18 protein-coding genes are annotated in these 16,526 nt (G+C 68.2%); 10 read left to right on the top strand and 8 right to left on the bottom strand.

Translation table 11 applies throughout. The features are described 5' to 3' along the window. Positions 1–15: 15 nt before the first annotated feature. Entirely contained in the window at positions 16–972 is a 957-nt protein-coding gene (locus tag AB0H50_RS15475) for a UTP--glucose-1-phosphate uridylyltransferase (protein WP_357452101.1), read from the bottom strand. Between the two features lie 78 nt (positions 973–1,050). On the opposite strand from AB0H50_RS15475, the gene AB0H50_RS15470 reads away from it, so the two are divergent. The 4 genes from AB0H50_RS15470 to mscL all read left to right on the top strand — a co-directional run bounded on the left by AB0H50_RS15470 (position 1,051) and on the right by mscL (position 3,331). Beyond that, the gene (locus tag AB0H50_RS15470; RefSeq protein WP_357452098.1) at positions 1,051–1,647 is read left to right on the top strand and encodes a 5-formyltetrahydrofolate cyclo-ligase; all 597 of its coding nucleotides are present in this window, start codon (positions 1,051–1,053) and stop codon (positions 1,645–1,647) included. 68 nt (positions 1,648–1,715) lie between these two features. Further along, on the top strand, positions 1,716–2,009 hold the full coding sequence (locus AB0H50_RS15465) for an FmdB family zinc ribbon protein (RefSeq protein ID WP_357452095.1): 294 nt from the start codon (positions 1,716–1,718) through the stop codon (positions 2,007–2,009). A 102-nt stretch (positions 2,010–2,111) separates the two neighbouring features. Further along, positions 2,112–2,780: an SAF domain-containing protein gene (locus tag AB0H50_RS15460; RefSeq protein ID WP_357452092.1), complete on the top strand. Its 669-nt coding sequence runs from the start codon at positions 2,112–2,114 to the stop codon at positions 2,778–2,780. Positions 2,781–2,923: 143 nt separating this feature from the next. After that, positions 2,924–3,331, top strand: a complete 408-nt coding sequence (mscL, locus tag AB0H50_RS15455) for a large conductance mechanosensitive channel protein MscL (protein WP_357452089.1) — start codon at positions 2,924–2,926, stop codon at positions 3,329–3,331. A 308-nt stretch (positions 3,332–3,639) separates the two neighbouring features. On the opposite strand, the gene AB0H50_RS15450 is transcribed toward mscL, so the two are convergent. The 7 genes from AB0H50_RS15450 to AB0H50_RS15420 form a co-directional block, all read right to left on the bottom strand. Next, positions 3,640–4,311 (bottom strand): MspA family porin, encoded by a 672-nt coding sequence (locus AB0H50_RS15450; RefSeq protein ID WP_357452086.1) that lies wholly within the window; start codon positions 4,309–4,311, stop codon positions 3,640–3,642. 134 nt (positions 4,312–4,445) lie between these two features. Beyond that, on the bottom strand, positions 4,446–5,120 hold the full coding sequence (locus tag AB0H50_RS15445; RefSeq protein ID WP_357452083.1) for an MspA family porin: 675 nt from the start codon (positions 5,118–5,120) through the stop codon (positions 4,446–4,448). 506 nt (positions 5,121–5,626) lie between these two features. Next, complete coding sequence (locus AB0H50_RS15440) at positions 5,627–5,809, bottom strand: hypothetical protein (RefSeq protein WP_357452080.1); 183 nt, start codon at positions 5,807–5,809, stop codon at positions 5,627–5,629. Between the two features lie 5 nt (positions 5,810–5,814). After that, entirely contained in the window at positions 5,815–6,384 is a 570-nt protein-coding gene (locus AB0H50_RS15435; protein ID WP_357452078.1) for a MogA/MoaB family molybdenum cofactor biosynthesis protein, read from the bottom strand. Continuing rightward, positions 6,381–7,655, bottom strand: a complete 1,275-nt coding sequence (locus tag AB0H50_RS15430; protein ID WP_357452075.1) for a trypsin-like peptidase domain-containing protein — start codon at positions 7,653–7,655, stop codon at positions 6,381–6,383. Before AB0H50_RS15430 ends, AB0H50_RS15435 begins: the two co-directional genes overlap by 4 nt. Positions 7,656–7,727: 72 nt before the next feature. Next, the gene (locus AB0H50_RS15425) at positions 7,728–9,200 is read right to left on the bottom strand and encodes a HAMP domain-containing sensor histidine kinase (protein ID WP_357452072.1); all 1,473 of its coding nucleotides are present in this window, start codon (positions 9,198–9,200) and stop codon (positions 7,728–7,730) included. An 11-nt stretch (positions 9,201–9,211) separates the two neighbouring features. Further along, on the bottom strand, positions 9,212–9,898 hold the full coding sequence (locus AB0H50_RS15420; protein ID WP_067784307.1) for a response regulator transcription factor: 687 nt from the start codon (positions 9,896–9,898) through the stop codon (positions 9,212–9,214). Positions 9,899–10,252: 354 nt separating this feature from the next. Between AB0H50_RS15420 and AB0H50_RS15415 the strand changes: the two genes are divergently transcribed. From AB0H50_RS15415 to AB0H50_RS15390, 6 genes are read left to right on the top strand one after another with little or no spacing between them, the layout of a single operon-like run. Beyond that, complete coding sequence (locus AB0H50_RS15415) at positions 10,253–12,904, top strand: ATP-binding protein (RefSeq protein ID WP_357452069.1); 2,652 nt, start codon at positions 10,253–10,255, stop codon at positions 12,902–12,904. After that, a complete protein-coding gene (locus AB0H50_RS15410) occupies positions 12,901–13,311 on the top strand; it encodes a roadblock/LC7 domain-containing protein (protein ID WP_357452066.1) in 411 nt (136 codons plus the stop codon). The genes AB0H50_RS15415 and AB0H50_RS15410 overlap by 4 nt, the downstream gene beginning before the upstream one ends. An 8-nt stretch (positions 13,312–13,319) precedes the next feature. Further along, positions 13,320–13,694 carry a DUF742 domain-containing protein gene (locus AB0H50_RS15405; RefSeq protein WP_357452063.1) on the top strand — a complete coding sequence of 125 codons (375 nt, stop codon included), beginning with the start codon at positions 13,320–13,322 and terminating at the stop codon, positions 13,692–13,694. 25 nt (positions 13,695–13,719) lie between these two features. Next, entirely contained in the window at positions 13,720–14,304 is a 585-nt protein-coding gene (locus AB0H50_RS15400; protein WP_357452060.1) for an ATP/GTP-binding protein, read from the top strand. An 11-nt stretch (positions 14,305–14,315) separates the two neighbouring features. Next, positions 14,316–15,077, top strand: a complete 762-nt coding sequence (locus AB0H50_RS15395; RefSeq protein WP_357452057.1) for an MHYT domain-containing protein — start codon at positions 14,316–14,318, stop codon at positions 15,075–15,077. Positions 15,078–15,118: 41 nt separating this feature from the next. Further along, on the top strand, positions 15,119–16,159 hold the full coding sequence (locus tag AB0H50_RS15390) for a glycoside hydrolase domain-containing protein (protein ID WP_357452054.1): 1,041 nt from the start codon (positions 15,119–15,121) through the stop codon (positions 16,157–16,159). Positions 16,160–16,526: the final 367 nt, after the last annotated feature.

Genomic DNA, 16,526 nt, shown 5'->3' with positions numbered 1-16,526 from the left:
AAGCCGAGCATTCGCTCAGTCGTCCGTCGCCAGCTGCGGATCCCAGTCCGGACCGAGCCGGTGCTGCAGCCACTCCCGCAGGGCGGGGCCGTATTCCTCTCGTTCCAAAGCGAAATCGACCGCAGCACGAAGATAACCGCCCGGGTTGCCCAAATCGTGGCGCGACCCACGGTGCACGACGACGTGTACGGGATGTCCCTCCTCGATCAGCAGCGCGATGGCGTCGGTGAGTTGAAGCTCACCACCCGCGCCCGGCTCGATCCGCCGCAGTGCGTCGAAGATGGCGCGGTCCAACAGGTATCGGCCCGCGGCCGCGAAGGTGGACGGCGCGTCGGCCAGCGCGGGCTTCTCCACCATTCCGTTCACCCGCAGCACGTTCGGATTGGTCGCGTCGGGCACCGGCGCGACGTCGAAGACGCCGTACGCGCTGACCTCTTCCTTCGGCACGTCGATGGCGCACAGCACGGTGCCGCCGCGCTTGCGCCGTACCCGGCTCATCACGTCGAGCACGCCGCACGGCAGCACCAGGTCGTCCGGGAGCAGGACCGCGATCGCGTCCTCGTCGTCGTCGAGCACCTGCTCGGCCTGCGCCACCGCGTGGCCGAGGCCGAGCGGCTCCTCCTGCACCACCGAGGTGACGTCGAGCAGGGCGGGCGCCTTGCGCACCTTCTCCAGCAGCTGGAACTTGCCGCGCTCGGCGAGGGTGCTCTCCAGCACCAAGTCCTCGACGAAGTGCGCGACGACGCCGTCCTTGCCGGGTGAGGTCACGATCACGAGCCGGTCCGCACCGGAATCGGCGGCCTCGCTCGCCACCAGCTCGATGCCAGGAGTGTCCACCACCGGCAGCAACTCTTTGGGCACCGTCTTGGTCGCGGGCAGGAAACGAGTCCCGAGCCCTGCCGCTGGCACGACTGCCGTACGGAAACACGACATCAGCGCACCATCCGCGGACTGTCCTGCCATTGCTGTCATACGCATACCCTATCCATCCATCACACCGCCGACCGCCGTCGCGGCGACCCGGCACCCGGTGAGCTTATGGTGATCCCCATGGAGATGCCCGGCGAGCGGGACAAACATGCATGGCGTGGCGAAATTCTCGCCCGGCGGGCCGCGGTGTCCGCCGACGAGCGCGCGAGCGAGGCGCTGGCCCTGGCGGAGGCGGTCGGCGAACTCGAGGTTTCCGAGTGGGTGTGCGCCTACGTCCCGGTGCACGGCGAACCCGGTTCGACTGCCCAGTTGGATGCCCTTCGCGAGGCAGGCGCGCGCGTGCTGCTTCCACTCACCGGCGGCGCCGAACCGCTGAGCTGGGCCGAGTACACCGGCCGCGACGACCTGCGTAAGGCCAGGTACGGGCTGCTGGAACCGAGCGGGCCAGCGCTGGGCGCCGAGGCCGTCGCGCTGGCCGAGCTGATCCTGATTCCGGCGCTCGCGGTGGACCGGCGCGGGGTGCGGCTCGGGCGCGGAGCCGGACACTACGACCGCACGCTCGGCGCGGCCAGGCCGGACGCCAGGCTGGTCGCGGTGGTGCGCGACGACGAATTCGTGGATCGGCTGCCCGAAGAACCGCACGACCTGCGGATGGGCTGGGTTCTCACGCCGCGCGGCGGATTGCGGCAACTCGGCGGCGATCCAGTCGCGGAATGATCGACCGATTGGCGGCGTTGGCACTGTCGACTGTAGAGTGCTAGTCGACGAACCCTGCGGAGGATCCTGTGCCAACTTATTCATACGCGTGCACCCAGTGTGACAACCGCTTCGACATCGTGCAGTCCTTCACCGACGACGCACTGACGGTCTGCGAGAACTGCTCCGGGAAGCTGCGCAAGCTGTTCAACTCGGTCGGCATCGTGTTCAAGGGCAGTGGTTTCTACCGCACCGACAGCCGCGGCGGCGCGTCCACCGCGAGCGAGCCCGCGAAGTCGGACAGCGGCTCCAGCTCGTCGAGCTCCGATTCCAGCTCCTCCAGCAGCGCTAGCTCGACCACCAGCACGGCCGTCGCCAGCTGATTCCGCGATAGTCCGATTCCGGGTTGTCCACAGCCTCCGGTCGATCCACAACCCACCCTTTTCGTGAGCCGAGCCGTGTGATTCTGGCCATAGGATCCGGCCATGACTCGCGCACTCGCCGATCTCGGTCGCGGTAGCCCGGTACGCTTCGCGCTGTCGAACCGCCCGCCATGGGCCGACGGCCTGCTCGCCCGCCGGGTGCTCGCGGCGGCGCTGACATTGCTGGCCATCGTCCTCTTCGCGCGCGGCAATCCCGGCGCGGCGCGAGCGGAGGTCGTCGTCGCAGGCCGTGATCTTCCGCCCGGCGCGGTGCTCGAGCCCGGCGATCTGAAGTCCGTTCCGCTCGAATCGGGCACCCTGCCAGTCGGGGCGGTGCGCGACCCCGTGACGCTGCACGGCGCGACGATGACGGGCGCGATGCGAGCGGGCGAGGTGTTCACCGATCTCCGCGTGATCGGTCCCCGGCTGGCCGAGGTGGCGGCGGGCGCGCGTGACGCGCGCATAGTCCCGATCCGGCTGGCCGACAGCGCGGTCGCGGAGATCCTGCGCGCGGGCGACCGCGTCGACGTGATCGGCGGCGACGAGCAGCAAGGGCCCGGCGCACGTCCGGCCCGCACGCTGGCGAGCGACGCTGCTGTCGTCCTGGTTTCTCAGCCCGGCGAGCGGCGCGACGCGAGCGACCGGGTGGTGCTGATCGCGATGGATTCCGAGCGCGCCACGGTGGTCGCCGCGGCATCGCTGCACACCGCACTCACGGTGGTTTTCCATTGACGCACCGGCCGACCTGGTTCTATTCGCGACGCGAATATGTTCGCCGAACATTAACCAATATGGTCGGCTAGCATCCCCGATACCCGGCACGCAGATTCCGCCGAGTACGACCGTGACCGTCTTCCGAAGAGGAGAGATCGGCAATGCTCAAGGGATTCAAAGACTTCATGCTTCGCGGAAATGTCGTCGACCTGGCTGTTGCGGTGGTGATCGGCACCGCGTTCGTCGCGATCGTCACCGCGTTCACCAATGGCATCATCAATCCGTTGCTCGCCGTCTTCGGCGGAACCAACGAACTCGGGCTCGGTTTCTATCTGGTTGCCGACAAACCCGCGACTTATGTTCAGGTCGGTCCGATCATCACCGCGATCATCAATTTCGCGCTGATCGCGGCGGTGCTGTATTTCGTGCTCGTGCTGCCCGCCACGCAGATGAAGAAGCGATACGGCGGCGACGTGGAAGAACCCTTGAGTGATACCGAGCTTCTGGTTCAGATCCGCGATCTGCTCGCCGAGGGGCGTGAGAGCGCCGGAGGACGGCACGAGTACTGAACCGAACTGGAAGCGGGCCCGAGCAGACTCCGGGACACCCGCTTCCGTCCGTTCGTTCGGTTTGTCCCCTCCGAACGACAGCTCTAGCGTAACTCCGAGCAAATACCCGGCGTTCACCGGTATGTCACTCGGAGTTCTGCACGCGGCCATCTCCAACCACGAGGTCCATACCAAAACGAGAACGGGGCCCGTCGCCGAAGCGACGGGCCCCGTTCGGGTCGTTCAGGCGCGCGACCCGACAAGTCGGCGCGGGCCGATGAAGTCCGTCCGCACCCCGATGATGGCTGGAGTGCAGGCGGAGAGGCTCATCAGCCGAGGCTGAACGGCTGACCCCACAGCGTCACCCAGGTGACGACGTTGTCGGTCTCGACCTCGACGCTGACGAAGGCGCGAGCCTGCGCGTAGCCACCGCAGCCCGACAGGCCGATGGTGGAGTCCGCCCAGGTGACCGAGCCGTTGCTGCCCTTGAACTTGTTGCGCTTCTTGTGCGACTCGTTGCCGAAGTCGTCGGCCTGCTCGATGTCGAGGATGTAGAACGAGGTGGCCTGGCCCGGGCCGAGCGACAGGTTGCCGCCGCTGCTGGCGCCGATGCTCGGGCTCTCGCCCTGCCAGTCGCTACCCGCCTCGATGCCGCCCTCGGCGCCGCCGCCCGCGATGTTCACCTGGCAGCCGACGGTGTAGCCCGGGAAGATCTTGCCGCCGGCTTCCGAGCCGGTGCCGGACAGCTCGACCTGAGCCGAACCGGAGACCCACGCGTTGCGATGCACCGGGGTGGAGCCGAGGGACGGGCTGATGTTGGCGGACTCACCGACCAGGCGGACCGTCACGACGGTGCCGTCGGACAGGTGCTTGACGATCTCGCCGCCCGGCAGCGGAACGAAGGTGTCGGCGTTGGCGGCGCCGGTGGAGAACAGGCCCATGGCGATGGTGGCAGCGGCACCGACACCGGCCACACGCGCCACGTTCTTACGGTTGATCATTTGTTGTACCCCTCGAGGGTTGAATTCGCTTCAGCGAGAAGATTGTTCGTTGTTCGATCGACGGCATCGAACCGGCGACGATCGCTCGTGCGATCGATCCCGGTCCGCGCTCGCCGCGGTGGACTCGACAGACGTCAGCCGATGCTGAACGGCATCCCGTAGAGGGTGGTCTTCGAGTAGTGGTCACCGATGATCTCGACCACGGTGTAGGCGCGCGCCTGGGCGTAGCCCGCGCAGCCCTGGATCTCGATCTCGGCATCCTGGTACTCGACCGAGTACACACCCGGCTTCAGGATGTCCTTGTAGTCGATCTGAACGAACTTCACTTCGCCCGGGCCGAGGTTCAGGCCGATGGAGCCGCCCGCGCTGAAGCCTTCGAGGTCGATGCCGCCCGACACGCCCGCGGAGATGGCGTCGTCGGCGATGCTGACCTGGCAGCCGACGATGTAGCCGGTGCTCAGCTGGGAAGCGCCGTGGGTCGAGGAGTTGTTGGTGCCTGCGCCGCCCGCGGGACCGTTGTTCGGACCGACCTCGCCCTCGGGGGTGACGGTGACGTCGGCGGTCGCGTTGCCCGAGACCCAGACGACGCGACCGGCGCCGTTGGCGGCAAGGGACGGCGAAATCAGGGCGTGCTCACCCGTGCGGGTCAGGGTCACGCCAGGAGCAACCTTCTGACCGTCCGGCAACGGTACGAAGGTGTCGGCATTGGCAGCACCGGTCGACAGCAGGCCCATGGCAACGGCCGCGGCGGCGCCGACGCCCGCGGCGCGGGCACCGCGACGCAGACCGTTGGTGCGGTTCTCGCTCATACTTCCCCTCATCAGGTTCAAACAGTCAACCTCGACCATCGAGGCTGGACAGTGGTCCTCTCAGGCCCAGCTCAGTTTGTCGCTCCTTTGTTGCCGATATGTAACCGGCCGTTATTTCGGCGCAACGCCTTTGCTGGCAACGGAACCGAGCCTGGCTCCGCCGGATCGACCACATACGTGCCGCCTCCGGGCCCACGGGGACCTACGTTTGCATGGCTCGAGGCGAAGATTAAACGCTTGGTAACTGCCTGGCAACGTAAAGAATTGTAAAGAACAATGTGATGTAGATCACTGGTGCCGACATGCCAATATCGCTTGACGTGCATAAATGCAGGCGGGAATGTCGCGCATTCGCCGAAACGATCGATCCGAGTCGCAATGACGCCAACCGCGGCTTACGGGACAGGGCCGTACGAATGACACAGATCACAGTCCGTTATGGAAAACGGTGAGGAGATCACGGCGGAATATCGCCTTAAGTACGGACTTAAATAGTAGAAAGGCGCTCAGCCGTGATGCGGCGGAACCTGGGAGCGCAACCAGTCGTCGCCGGAACCGCGTTCGTCCGGCTCGTCGCCGCGTTCGTCGCGGGTGGTGTCGGGGAGGGCGTCGCCGAAGATCCGCGCCAGACGCGCGGCGTCCCTCGCCCGGCGCGCGGCGGGACGAGGGACGTCGGAGGAGTCGGCCACCGGAATTATTCGTCCAATCCGGACAGTTCGCCGATCACTTTGCTGGCGAGGGGCGAGAGGGTTGCCATGCCGTCGCGGATGGCGGCGCGGGTGCCTGGCAGGTTCACCACCAGGGTGCTGCCGGATACGCCCGCGAGCCCGCGCGACAGCCCGGCGTCCAGCGAGCCGGCCACCCGGCCGGAGGAGCGCAGCGCCTCGCTGATTCCGGGCAGTTCCCGGTCCAGCACCTGCGAGGTCGCCTCGGGCGTCACATCGCGCGGCGACATCCCGGTGCCGCCCACGGAGATGACCAGGTCGACGCCGCCGATCACGGCCGTGTTCAGCGCGTTGCGGATCTCCACCTCATCGGCCTGCACCGACACCGACGCGTCGACGAGGAAACCCGCCTCGGTGAGCAGCTCGGTGACCAGCGGGCCGAGCGAGTCCACACCTCCATGCGCCGTTCGATCGTCGACGACCACCACCAGTGCACGCCCCGCCACAGGAGCATCGATTTCCATGGTGCTCACCGTAGCGCCTGTGCCGAGCAACCCGGCGGCGGCGCTGGACAATTCCGCGTCACCGAGCCGCCTCATCGGCCACCGTCCGCGGGCGCGCCGGTGAGAGTGACCTCGACGGTCTTCGGGTTGTTGCCTTGTTCGTCGGTATAGGTGACCTTCACCTTGTCTCCCGGTTGGCGCGAACGGACGGCTGCGATGAGAGCTTCGCCGGAGTCGATGGAGCGGTCGTCCAGCTTGGTGATGACGACGCCCGCCGGGATGCCCGCCTTGGCGGCCGGACCGTCCGGCGTCGCCTCCAGCACCAGCGCGGCGCTGTCCTGCGGCCGCAGCTTGATGCCGATCTGGGCGTAGGTGGCGTGGCCGCTCTTGATCAGCTGGTCGGCCACCCGGCGGGCCTGGTCCACCGGGATGGCGAAGCCGAGGCCGATCGAACCGCTCTGCTGGCCGCCCATCTCGCCGACGCCGAGGCTGGCGATCGCGGTGTTGATGCCGATCAGCTTGCCGCTGCCGTCCACCAGCGCGCCGCCGGAATTGCCCGGGTTGATGGCGGCGTCGGTCTGGATCGCGTCGATCACCGGCTGCGGCGCGTTGGGGTTCTGGCCGCCCTCGCCGCTGGTCGACACCGGCCGGTTCAGCGCCGAGACGATTCCGGTGGTGACGGTGCCCGCAAGGCCGAGCGGCGAGCCGATGGCGATCACCGGCTGGCCGACCTGCAGATTCGCCGAGGTGCCCAGTTCGATCGGGGTCAGGTCGTTCTTGCCCTGCACCTTGATCACCGCGAGATCCGAGACCGGGTCGGCGCCGACCAGCGTGGCGGGCGCGCTGCTCCCGTCGGAGAACATGACCTCCATCTTGGCGCCCGTGCCGCCGCCCGCGGCCACGTGATTGTTGGTCAGGATCAGGCCGTCGGAGGAGAGCACGACGCCCGAACCCTCGCCCTGGGCTCGGTTGCTGGCCACCTTGATCATGACGACGCTCGGCAGCACCTTCTGCGCCACCGCCTGGGTCGAGCCCGCGGGCGCGTTGGACGCGTTGCTGACATTGGGCTTGGGCGCGTCCAGCGCGTTGGTCACCGGTGCCCTGCCATCGTCGGACCGGGTGACCAGTGCGCCGACCGCACCGCCGATACCGCCGCTGACCAGCGCGAGCGCCACCGCGCCCGCGACGAGGCCGGTGCGGAACGGGCGCCGCGGCGGCTGCGCGCCGAAGGCCGCGCCGGGCACGGTAGGCGGGGGCGGCGGTGAGCCGGGAGCGCCGAATCCGTGACCCGATTCCGGGCCGGAGAGCGGTTGCGTCCGATGATGCTCGCCGGGATGCTGCGGCTGGTAGTGGAAATCCTCCGTCATGGCTTCTCGTTTCTCCTCACGTCTGCCGACCAGCGTGCCGACGACGGCTTAGAGCCGACTGAGACCGTGCTTTCAGTTCTCCGAGATCTCCTGAGGGGACGCGAGGCCATCACCCTCACCGGGTAACACGATACGGATCTGCGCGCCCCCGCGGTCGGACGTGTCGATCGTGATGGTGCCGCCGTGCTTGGTCACCACCTGCTTGACGATGGCCAGGCCGAGACCCGAGCCCGGCATCGATCGGGACGCTGTGGTCCGGTAGAACCGCTCGAAAACCAGCTCGCGCTCGTCCGACGGGATGCCGGGCCCCGCGTCGTCCACCGCGAGTTCCAGCAGGCCCCGTCCGGTCTCGCGCATGGTGACCAGTACCTGGGCGCCCGCGGGGCTCCACTTGGCGGCGTTGTCGAGCACGTTCAGCACGGCACGCTCCAGTCCGGCCTCGTGGCCATAGACGAACCACGGCCGCAGCTCGGCGACGAACTCGATGGACCCGCGCCTGCGCCTGGCGCGCTCCAACGCGCGCTCGGTCACCTCACCGAGATCGATCCGCTCGTAGACGGTCTCGGGGGCGTCCTCGCGGGCCAGGTCGACCAGATCGCCGACCAAGGTGGACAGCTCCTCGATCTGAGCCATCACGTCCGCGCGCAGCTCGGCCATGTCCTCCTCGGGAATCTGCGGCGCGCCCGGCCTGCTGGAGGCGATGAGCAGCTCCATGTTGGTGCGCAAGGAGGTCAGCGGCGTGCGCAGCTCGTGGCCTGCGTCGGCGACCAGACGCCGCTGGCGGTCGCGTGATTCGGCCAGCGCACGCAGCATGGTGTTGAAACTGTCGGTGAGCCGCGCCAATTCGTCGTCGCCGGTGACCGGGATGGGCGTGAGATCGTCGGTGCGCGCGACGCGTTCGGTCGCGGCCGTGAGTCTGGCGATGGGTCTGAGCCCGGTGCGGCCGACCGCCGTGCCCGCCGCCGCGGCGAGCACGACGCCGCAGCCGCCGACCACGAACAACAGCCACGCCAGCCGGTCGAGCACCTCGCGGGTCGGCTCCAGCCGCTGGGAGATGACCAGCGTCGCACCGGAGTTGGTGCGCACCGCGAGCACGCGCTGATTGCTCACCGTGCGCAACGAGGAGGTCAGCGTGCCGTCGGCGACGGCGAACTCCTGCTCCCCCACCGGCGGAATCGTCTGCTGCGGCGGCATATACGGCTTGTGGTCGGCGAAGATCAGCGCGACACCGACGTCGTTGGAGAACAGCCCGGCCAGGATGATCGACTGAAAGCCCATGCTCTCGAAGTTGTTGTCGATCATCGTCGAGGCACGCGCCCGCAATTGTGCGTCGACATCGGCGTAGAGGGCGCGCGCCACCATCGCGTAGGCGGCGATGGAGGTGAAGGCGACCGCGATGGCCACCACCGAGGCGGCGAGCAGGGTGACCCGCCAGCGCAGCGAGACCGAGCGGGTGAGCGGCATCGGCGGCCGCATCTCGTTCGGGTCGGGCGGGCGCTGGCCCAGGGTGGCGATGACGGGTCGCCGGGGAACACTTCGAGCCATTGTCGCGCGGCCTACGGAGGAGTTTCGCGCAGCACGTAACCGACGCCGCGCACCGTGTGGATGAGGCGCGGCTCACCTTCGGCCTCGGTCTTGCGGCGCAGGTAGCCGATGTAGACCTCGAGCGCGTTGCCCGAGGTCGGGAAGTCGTAGCCCCACACCTCTTCGAGGATGCGGCTGCGGGTGAGCACCCGGCGCGGGTTGGCCATCAGCATTTCCAGCAGCGAGAACTCGGTGCGGGTCAGGCTGATCGAGCGGGAGCCGCGGGACACCTCGCGGGTCACCGGATCCAGGGACAGATCCGCGAAGAGCATCGCTTCGGAGGTGTCGCCTTGTTCGGGCGCGCGGCGACGCAGCAGCGCGCGCAACCGGGCGAGCAATTCCTCGAGGGCGAATGGCTTCGGCAGATAATCATCTGCTCCGGCATCGAGCCCGGCAACCCTTTCGGAAACCGAATCGCGCGCCGTCAAAACCAGAATCGGAAGATCGTCACCGGTGCTGCGCAGCCGTCGGCAAACTTCGAGCCCGTCCAATCTCGGCATCATCACGTCCAGCACGAGAGCGTCCGGGCGTTGCACGGTTGCTTTCTCCAGGGCATCGACACCGTCCACCGCGAGATCGACCGAGTAGCCGTTGAAGGTCAGCGACCGACGCAGCGATTCCCGGACGGCGCGATCGTCGTCGACTACCAGAATGCGCATGCCACCAGTTTGACCGCACCGACTGAGAGCCGACTGAGAGGGATGCCCGACACGCCGCGAAGTGCGCCAGCGGGTCGGCACGCCAGAGCACCACCGATGACCAGGGGCTTTTATCGGCGCGCGCGGATTTCGGTCCTGGCAAGTCCTACTTCAGAACCGAAACTTGTTCTGCGTAGCCATATTAGAGGAATATCAAGCCGGGCGCCCCAGATTGCCGTTACACAGCCAGCACGGTATGTTCCCAGCGGTAAAAACAAGACCTCGAGTTGGTTCTCAGCGGGTTGGTCCCATACTTATGTGAAACAGCCACTAGCCATCCGGGGACCCCGCGCAGAGTGGAGGCGACGGAAGCGGATGGATGCAGTACCGCGTTCCCGGCAATTCAGGCTGTCGAACTGGTCCGTCACCCGCAAGGTCGGGATCGTGCTACTGCTGCCGGTGGTGCTCGCCTCGACGTTCGCGGTTTTGCGAATCAACGACGAGTTGAACACGATCGGCGACCTCGACGCGGCGACCGACCAGGCCAGGATCATCAGGCCGATGCTCGGTTTCGCCTCGGCCACCGAACAACTCGCCATCACCACGGCGATCTCGTGGGAGGAACACGCCACCGACGCCGACCTGGACCGCATCGCGGGCCGGTTCGACCAGGCGGCCGCGGATCTCCAGACCACCCTGCGCTCGACGGGTGCGCCGACGGACGTCACCAACGAGCTCGACGCGGCGCTGACCGCGGGCCGCGCGATGCGTAACGGCCTGCGCAACAGCTCGCCGGTGGCAATCGGCCAGCAGGCCGATGAGGTCGCCGCCCGCATCGGCAACGCGATCGCGCGTTCGACCTCGCTGGAAGAGATCACCATTCAGCGGTACTTCCTCCAGCTCGGTGTGATCACCAACGCGCGCAGGTTGCACATCCAGCAATACCTGCTGATCGGTTCGCCCGGTTCGGACCGCAACCCGGCCGTGCGCCCGACGGTCTTGATCACCGCGGGTGGTGAGCTGGTGTTGCTGAGCCAGTTCGCCCAGCTGCAGCCGTCTTCGGCGCTCAACGCCAGCGTGCTGATCGACGCGGTGAACGTCCGCCTCGGCGCCTTCAGCCAGAACCTCGGCGACCCCGCGGGCAGCCAGCCGGTCATCGATTCGCTGCGCACCAGTGCCACCGCCTACGACCAGACCACGCTGAACCTGGTCGACACCATCGACGCGCGACTGGCCGACCGGACCGCCGAAGTCCGCGGCATCGTGTTGCGCGATATCGCGATCGTGGTCGCGACGCTGCTCGCCGGTCTCGCCCTGGCGCTCGCGGTCGCCCGCTCGCTCGTCGTCCCGATTCGCCGCCTGCGGCACGGCGCGCTCCAGGTCGCGCACGTCGACCTGCCCAACGAGCTCGAGGTCGTGCGTTCCGGCAACGCCACGCCGGAGCCGACCCGCGTCGACGTGCACACCACCGAGGAGATCGGCCAGCTGGCCCGCGCCGTCGACGACATCCACGGCGCCGCGCTCCACCTCGCCGCCGAGCAGGCGCGTCTGCGCCTCCAGATCGGCAGCATGTTCGAGACCCTGTCGCGCCGCAGCCAGTCGCTCGTGGAGCAGCAGCTGACGCTGATCGAGGAGCTCGAACACGACGAGGACGACTCCGAGCGCCTGCAGAGCCTGTTCCGCCTCGACCACCTCGCCACCCGCATGCGCCGTAACGGCGACAACCTGCTGGTGCTCGCGGGCACCGCGCTGCGCCGCGGCCACCTGCCGCCGGTGCCGCTGTCGGACATGCTGTGGAGCGCGGTCTCCCAGGTCGAGGACTACCAGCGCGTCGAGATCGGCAGCGCCCCCGACGGCATCGTGCCCGGTGAGCCCGCCGTCGACGTCGAGCACCTGCTGGCCGAGCTCATCGACAACGCGCTGCGCTACTCGCCGCCCACCACCCCGGTGGCGGTCTCGGTGGCCCGCGCGGTGGACGGCGGCTACCTGATCGAGATCATCGACCGCGGCCTCGGCATGTCGGCCGAGGACCTGCAGACGGTCAACGAGCATCTCGCCTCCGGTGGTGAGGTCACCGTCGAAACCGCGCGCCGCATGGGTCTTTTCGTGGTCGGCCGGCTCGCCAAGCGGCACAACATCACGGTCAACCTGCGCCGCACCTCGGCGATGGCACAGCAGCCTGGCATCACGGCGAGCGTGCACCTGCCGGGCACCCTGGTCTCCCCGGTGCCGATCAGCGACAAGGCTCCGCAGCTGACCGCTCCGCAGCCGCAGGACAACGGGCCCGAACCCACCGTGGCGCCGCCGCGCATGCTGGTGCCGGTGCCGAGCCTGGCGCTGCCAGAGCACACCTCGTCGTTCGAGATGAGCGGCGGCACCGGCCTGCCGCAGCGCCGCCCGGCGATCCGGGTGGCCACCCCGGCCGACCGCGGGACGCCGGTGATCGATGCCGAGACGACCGATCCCGGCCGCGGCGGCCCGCTGCCGATGCGGATGCGCAACGAGAACGGCGCGCCGCGTTCGGCGGAGCCGCTGGCGCTGCCCGCGCCCGCCGCGCCCGCGCCCTCCGCGCCCGAGGAACCCGCGCACGTCGACGTCTGGGCCGAGACCGCCACCTTCGAGGTGCCCGAGCCAGCGGCACTCGCGAACGCGGCGCAGGCCACGGTCACCGGGCTGCGACCGGTGAACCCGGAGTCCCCGACGCCCATCTACCAGCGCATGGTCTCGGAGTGGCTGGTCGAACCCGCTTCCGCCGGTTCCGAGGACGACGGCGACTCCTGGACTTCCCCCGCCGACGTCGGCTGGGCCGCCGCCGCGGAGGCGAGCAACCCGACCAACTCCGGCCGCACCTCCGGCGGCCTGCCCATCCGGCAGCCGGGAGCGCAGCTGGTCCCGGGCGGTCTGGCGCCGACCAACGAATCCAACACGCGGAATCCTGACGAGATCCGCAATAGCTTGACCAGGCATCTCAGCGGGGTCCGCAGCGGGCGGGCCGACGCCCAGTACAACGACGGAGGGCTTGCATGACCGACAAACCAGGCAACACCACAGACGAGAATCTGAACTGGCTGGTGACCCGCTTCACGCGGGACGTGCCGGGTGTCACGCACGCGGTGCTGGTGTCGGCCGACGGCCTGCTGCAGGCGACCAGTCCGCACCTGCCGTCGGACCGGGCCGAACAGCTGGCGGCGGTCACCGCCGGTCTGGCGAGCCTGTCCACCGGCGCCGCCCAGTTGTTCAACGGCGGCAAGGTGATGCAGTCCATCGTCGACATGCAGCGCGGCTACCTGCTGGTGATGACCGTCGGCAACGGCTCGCACTTGGCGGTGCTCGCCAACAAGACGCACGACATCGGCCGGATCGGTTATGAGATGGCGCTACTCGTGGATCGTGTCGGTTCGGTGGTCCAGGCCACCGCCCGGACGGCCGTGTAGAGCGTGCGATGTCTACCCCATCCGGCGGGGGGCCGGGCACACCACCCACCCGCGTTCGTCCGTACGCCCTGACCTCGGGGCGTACCGAACCGGCGGTTGACCTTCCCCTGGAGGCGGTCATCGAGACCATCTCCTACACTGCACATTTCGAATGGCCGGTCGGCGATATCCGCACCGATATCGTGCGGCTCGGCACCGCACGCCTGTCGGTGGCCGAGATCTCGGCTCAGCTACAGCGGCCGCTCGGCCTGGTCCGGGTCGTGATCGGCGATCTCGTCGTCGCCGGGACGCTGCGCGTGCATTGGACCCTGAGTGACCAGGCGAGCTACGACGAGCGCCGGTCCCTGATGGAGAGGACTTTGCGTGGACTCCGCGCCCTATAACGCCCAGCCGTACGGTTCGGCACCCATGGACAACCGCACCGCGTCGACGAAAATTGTCGTCGCAGGGGGTTTCGGCGCGGGCAAGACCACCTTCGTCGGCGCGGTGTCGGAGATCGTCCCGCTGCGCACCGAGGCGATGGTCACCGGCTTCTCCGACGGCATCGACGACCTCGCCGCCACGCCGGGCAAGGAAACCACAACGGTCGCCATGGATTTCGGCCGCATCGTGCTGCCGGGGAACCTGACGCTGTACCTGTTCGGCACGCCGGGCCAGCGCCGGTTCTGGTTCATGTGGGACGACCTGATCCGCGGCGCGATCGGCGCGGTGGTGCTCGTCGACACCCGTCGCATCGAGGACAGCTTCGCCGCCGTCGACTTCTTCGAGGCGCGCGGACTGCCGTTCCTGGTGGCGGTCAACCGTTTTCCGGACGCCCCGCGGTTCCCGGTGGGCGAGCTACGCGAGGCGCTCTCGGTGCGGTCGGGTGTCCCGATCGTCGACATCGACGCGCGCAATGCCATGGAAGTTCGCCAATCCCTCGCCGCTGTCACCGAATACGCGATCCAGCGGCTCGCCGCCCAACAGCACGAGCAGCCGGTCGGACAGGTGTGAGGTTCGCTGCTTTGTCCTACTTCTCCATGGGTTATTGGGTGCTGGGCCTGTCGATCCTGGTGGCGACGGCGGGCGCGCTGATCGGTCTGATCTGCATCCGCCAGTCGACCAAATCGGTGACGTCCAAGTTCCGCCTGGTCTGGCTGACCTCCGCCGCGATCTCGATCGGCGGAATCGGTACCTGGTTGGCGATTTTCGTGACGATGCTCGGTGTCACGCCCTCGGGCGACACCATGATCCGCTACGACGTCGCCCGGCTCACCGGAGCGGCGGTGCTCGCCGTGCTCGCGGTCTTCGGCGGACTGGTGCTCGCCGGGCGGACGCTGCAGCTGCCGCGCCTGCTCGGCGCCGGTGCGGTGATGGGCGTCGGCACGAGTCTGATGCTGGCCCTGGGGATGAGCGCCGTGCAGGTGCGCGGAGAGCTGGAGTTCGGGCTGTGGCAGGTGCTCGCTGCGGGCGCGCTCAGCATCGTGATCGCACTGGCCACATTGTGGTTCGTGCTCCGCTCGTGGCCGACGTCCGCGGTAATCGGCGCCTCCGCCCTGTTCGGTTGCGCTGTCGTCGGGGTGCACTATCTGCGAATGGCCGGGCTGGAGGTGCGAATCGACCCGCGCGCCGCAATTCCGACCGGTGACGACCTGTTCTCCTTCCTGGTCCCGATGTTCGTCATCGGCATGCTGTCGCTGGCCGTGCCGATCACCGCGGTCCTGGTCGCCCCCGACCGGCGGACGCCGTCGTCGCTGCCGTCGAAGCAGCCCGAGCTGGTGCACTGAACCACGGCGCACCGCGCCGTCGACGTCTTACAGTGGGACGCATGCGGTTCGGCCTGGACTACTCCGGTGGACGTCCGGGGGGCGCCGCCATCCGGGCGGCTGGTTTCGACTTCGTGGTGCGCTATCTGACGCCGGGCGGCCCGAGTCTGCCCGGCAAGCAGCTGACGCCCGCCGAGGCCGACGACCTTCGCGCGCACGGCATTTCCATCGTCTCCAACTGGGAGACCACCGCCGCCCGCATGCTGGACGGCTACAACGCGGGCATGGTGGACGCGCGGGCCGGCCTCGCGCAGGTGCTGCGCTGCGGCGGCCGTCCCGACCGGCCCATCTACTTCTCGGCGGATTTCGACGCCACCCCGCAGGACCAGGTGCCGATCAACGCGTATCTGGACGGGGCCGCCACCGTGCTCGGCGCCGCGAATGTCGGGATCTACGGCGGGTACTGGACGGTCAGCAGGGCACTGGACGCGGGCAGCGCGGCCTGGGTCTGGCAGACCGACGCGTGGTCGGGCGGCAATGTGGAGACTCGGCGCAATATTCACCAGACGCTGCGCCAGGTCCGGGTCAACGGCGTGCTCTGCGATGTGAACGTGGCCGAGACAGTGGATTTCGGCCAATGGGATTTCGTACAGGAGGAACCGGACATGACGCCGGAGCAGGATGCGGTGCTGCGCGACATCCAGACCCAGTTGCGCGGGCCCGGTCTCGCCGGGTGGCCGCAGCTGGGCACCGACGCCGAGGGCAGGCACCTGACGCTGGTCGACGGGCTGGCCGCGGCGCTGAGCCGCATCGACGAGATGCAGCGCCGGATCGACGAGCTGGAGGGCGACACCGAGGCCCTGCGCACCCAGGTCGGCGAATTGCGCACGGAGATCAGCGAACTGGAGGCCACGACCGCGGACTTGGTCGAGGAGGTGCAGCGGCTGGAGGGGCATCGCTGGCCGTGGCCGCTCTCCTTGATCGAGGGCCCCGCGGAATTGATCGGCGCGCAGCTGGCGCGCCTGGAATCGCTGCTGCCGGATTTGCCTGGATTGCCGGGACATTCGGACGCGGAGCCAGCGGCACGCATCGGCAAGCCGTAGGACGCCGAACATCTTTCGCGAGAACGATTTTGGAGAGGGTATGCCGAATTTGGCGATGAGCGGGCTCTTCCGAGAATCGGAAGAACCCGCCCTCTCGGATGAGGGTACCGGTGCGTGAGCACGAAATCATCACTGCGCGGAGACTTTTAATACCCCAAAAAACCAACTCTCAGTATGTATTTTCACGCTCAGTTACCTTGTCGCACGCGACCATTCGTAAATAACGCCATGTGATCCACAACACATCGGTAGCCAGTTGATTGCCAGAGGATCGCGATCGCAGCAACCCCGGCTCGTTCGCCACCCCGGCGAACGGGGACACCGATCGCGCGGCGCGTTCCCGCCCGCAGGAGAGTGGTGCGCGTTA

The sequence above is a fragment of the Nocardia sp. NPDC050793 genome, from assembly GCF_040654065.1.
In the GTDB taxonomy this organism is placed as follows: Bacteria; Actinomycetota; Actinomycetes; order Mycobacteriales; family Mycobacteriaceae; genus Nocardia.
The sequence above is the reverse complement of the archived record's forward strand: the minus strand, read 5'-3'. Positions and strand labels throughout refer to the sequence as shown.

Excerpts from the sequence above, each read along its gene's own strand:
- AB0H50_RS15475 (WP_357452101.1), bottom strand. The coding sequence starts at position 972 with ATGACAGCAATGGCAGGACAGTCCGCGGATGGTGCGCTGATGTCGTGT.
- AB0H50_RS15470 (WP_357452098.1), top strand. The coding sequence starts at position 1,051 with ATGGAGATGCCCGGCGAGCGGGACAAACATGCATGGCGTGGCGAAATT.
- AB0H50_RS15460 (WP_357452092.1), top strand. The coding sequence starts at position 2,112 with ATGACTCGCGCACTCGCCGATCTCGGTCGCGGTAGCCCGGTACGCTTC.
- mscL (WP_357452089.1), top strand. The coding sequence starts at position 2,924 with ATGCTCAAGGGATTCAAAGACTTCATGCTTCGCGGAAATGTCGTCGAC.
- AB0H50_RS15450 (WP_357452086.1), bottom strand. The coding sequence starts at position 4,311 with ATGATCAACCGTAAGAACGTGGCGCGTGTGGCCGGTGTCGGTGCCGCT.
- AB0H50_RS15445 (WP_357452083.1), bottom strand. The coding sequence starts at position 5,120 with ATGAGCGAGAACCGCACCAACGGTCTGCGTCGCGGTGCCCGCGCCGCG.
- AB0H50_RS15435 (WP_357452078.1), bottom strand. The coding sequence starts at position 6,384 with ATGAGGCGGCTCGGTGACGCGGAATTGTCCAGCGCCGCCGCCGGGTTG.
- AB0H50_RS15430 (WP_357452075.1), bottom strand. The coding sequence starts at position 7,655 with ATGACGGAGGATTTCCACTACCAGCCGCAGCATCCCGGCGAGCATCAT.
- AB0H50_RS15425 (WP_357452072.1), bottom strand. The coding sequence starts at position 9,200 with ATGGCTCGAAGTGTTCCCCGGCGACCCGTCATCGCCACCCTGGGCCAG.
- AB0H50_RS15420 (WP_067784307.1), bottom strand. The coding sequence starts at position 9,898 with ATGCGCATTCTGGTAGTCGACGACGATCGCGCCGTCCGGGAATCGCTG.
- AB0H50_RS15415 (WP_357452069.1), top strand. The coding sequence starts at position 10,253 with ATGGATGCAGTACCGCGTTCCCGGCAATTCAGGCTGTCGAACTGGTCC.
- AB0H50_RS15410 (WP_357452066.1), top strand. The coding sequence starts at position 12,901 with ATGACCGACAAACCAGGCAACACCACAGACGAGAATCTGAACTGGCTG.
- AB0H50_RS15405 (WP_357452063.1), top strand. The coding sequence starts at position 13,320 with ATGTCTACCCCATCCGGCGGGGGGCCGGGCACACCACCCACCCGCGTT.
- AB0H50_RS15400 (WP_357452060.1), top strand. The coding sequence starts at position 13,720 with ATGGACAACCGCACCGCGTCGACGAAAATTGTCGTCGCAGGGGGTTTC.
- AB0H50_RS15390 (WP_357452054.1), top strand. The coding sequence starts at position 15,119 with ATGCGGTTCGGCCTGGACTACTCCGGTGGACGTCCGGGGGGCGCCGCC.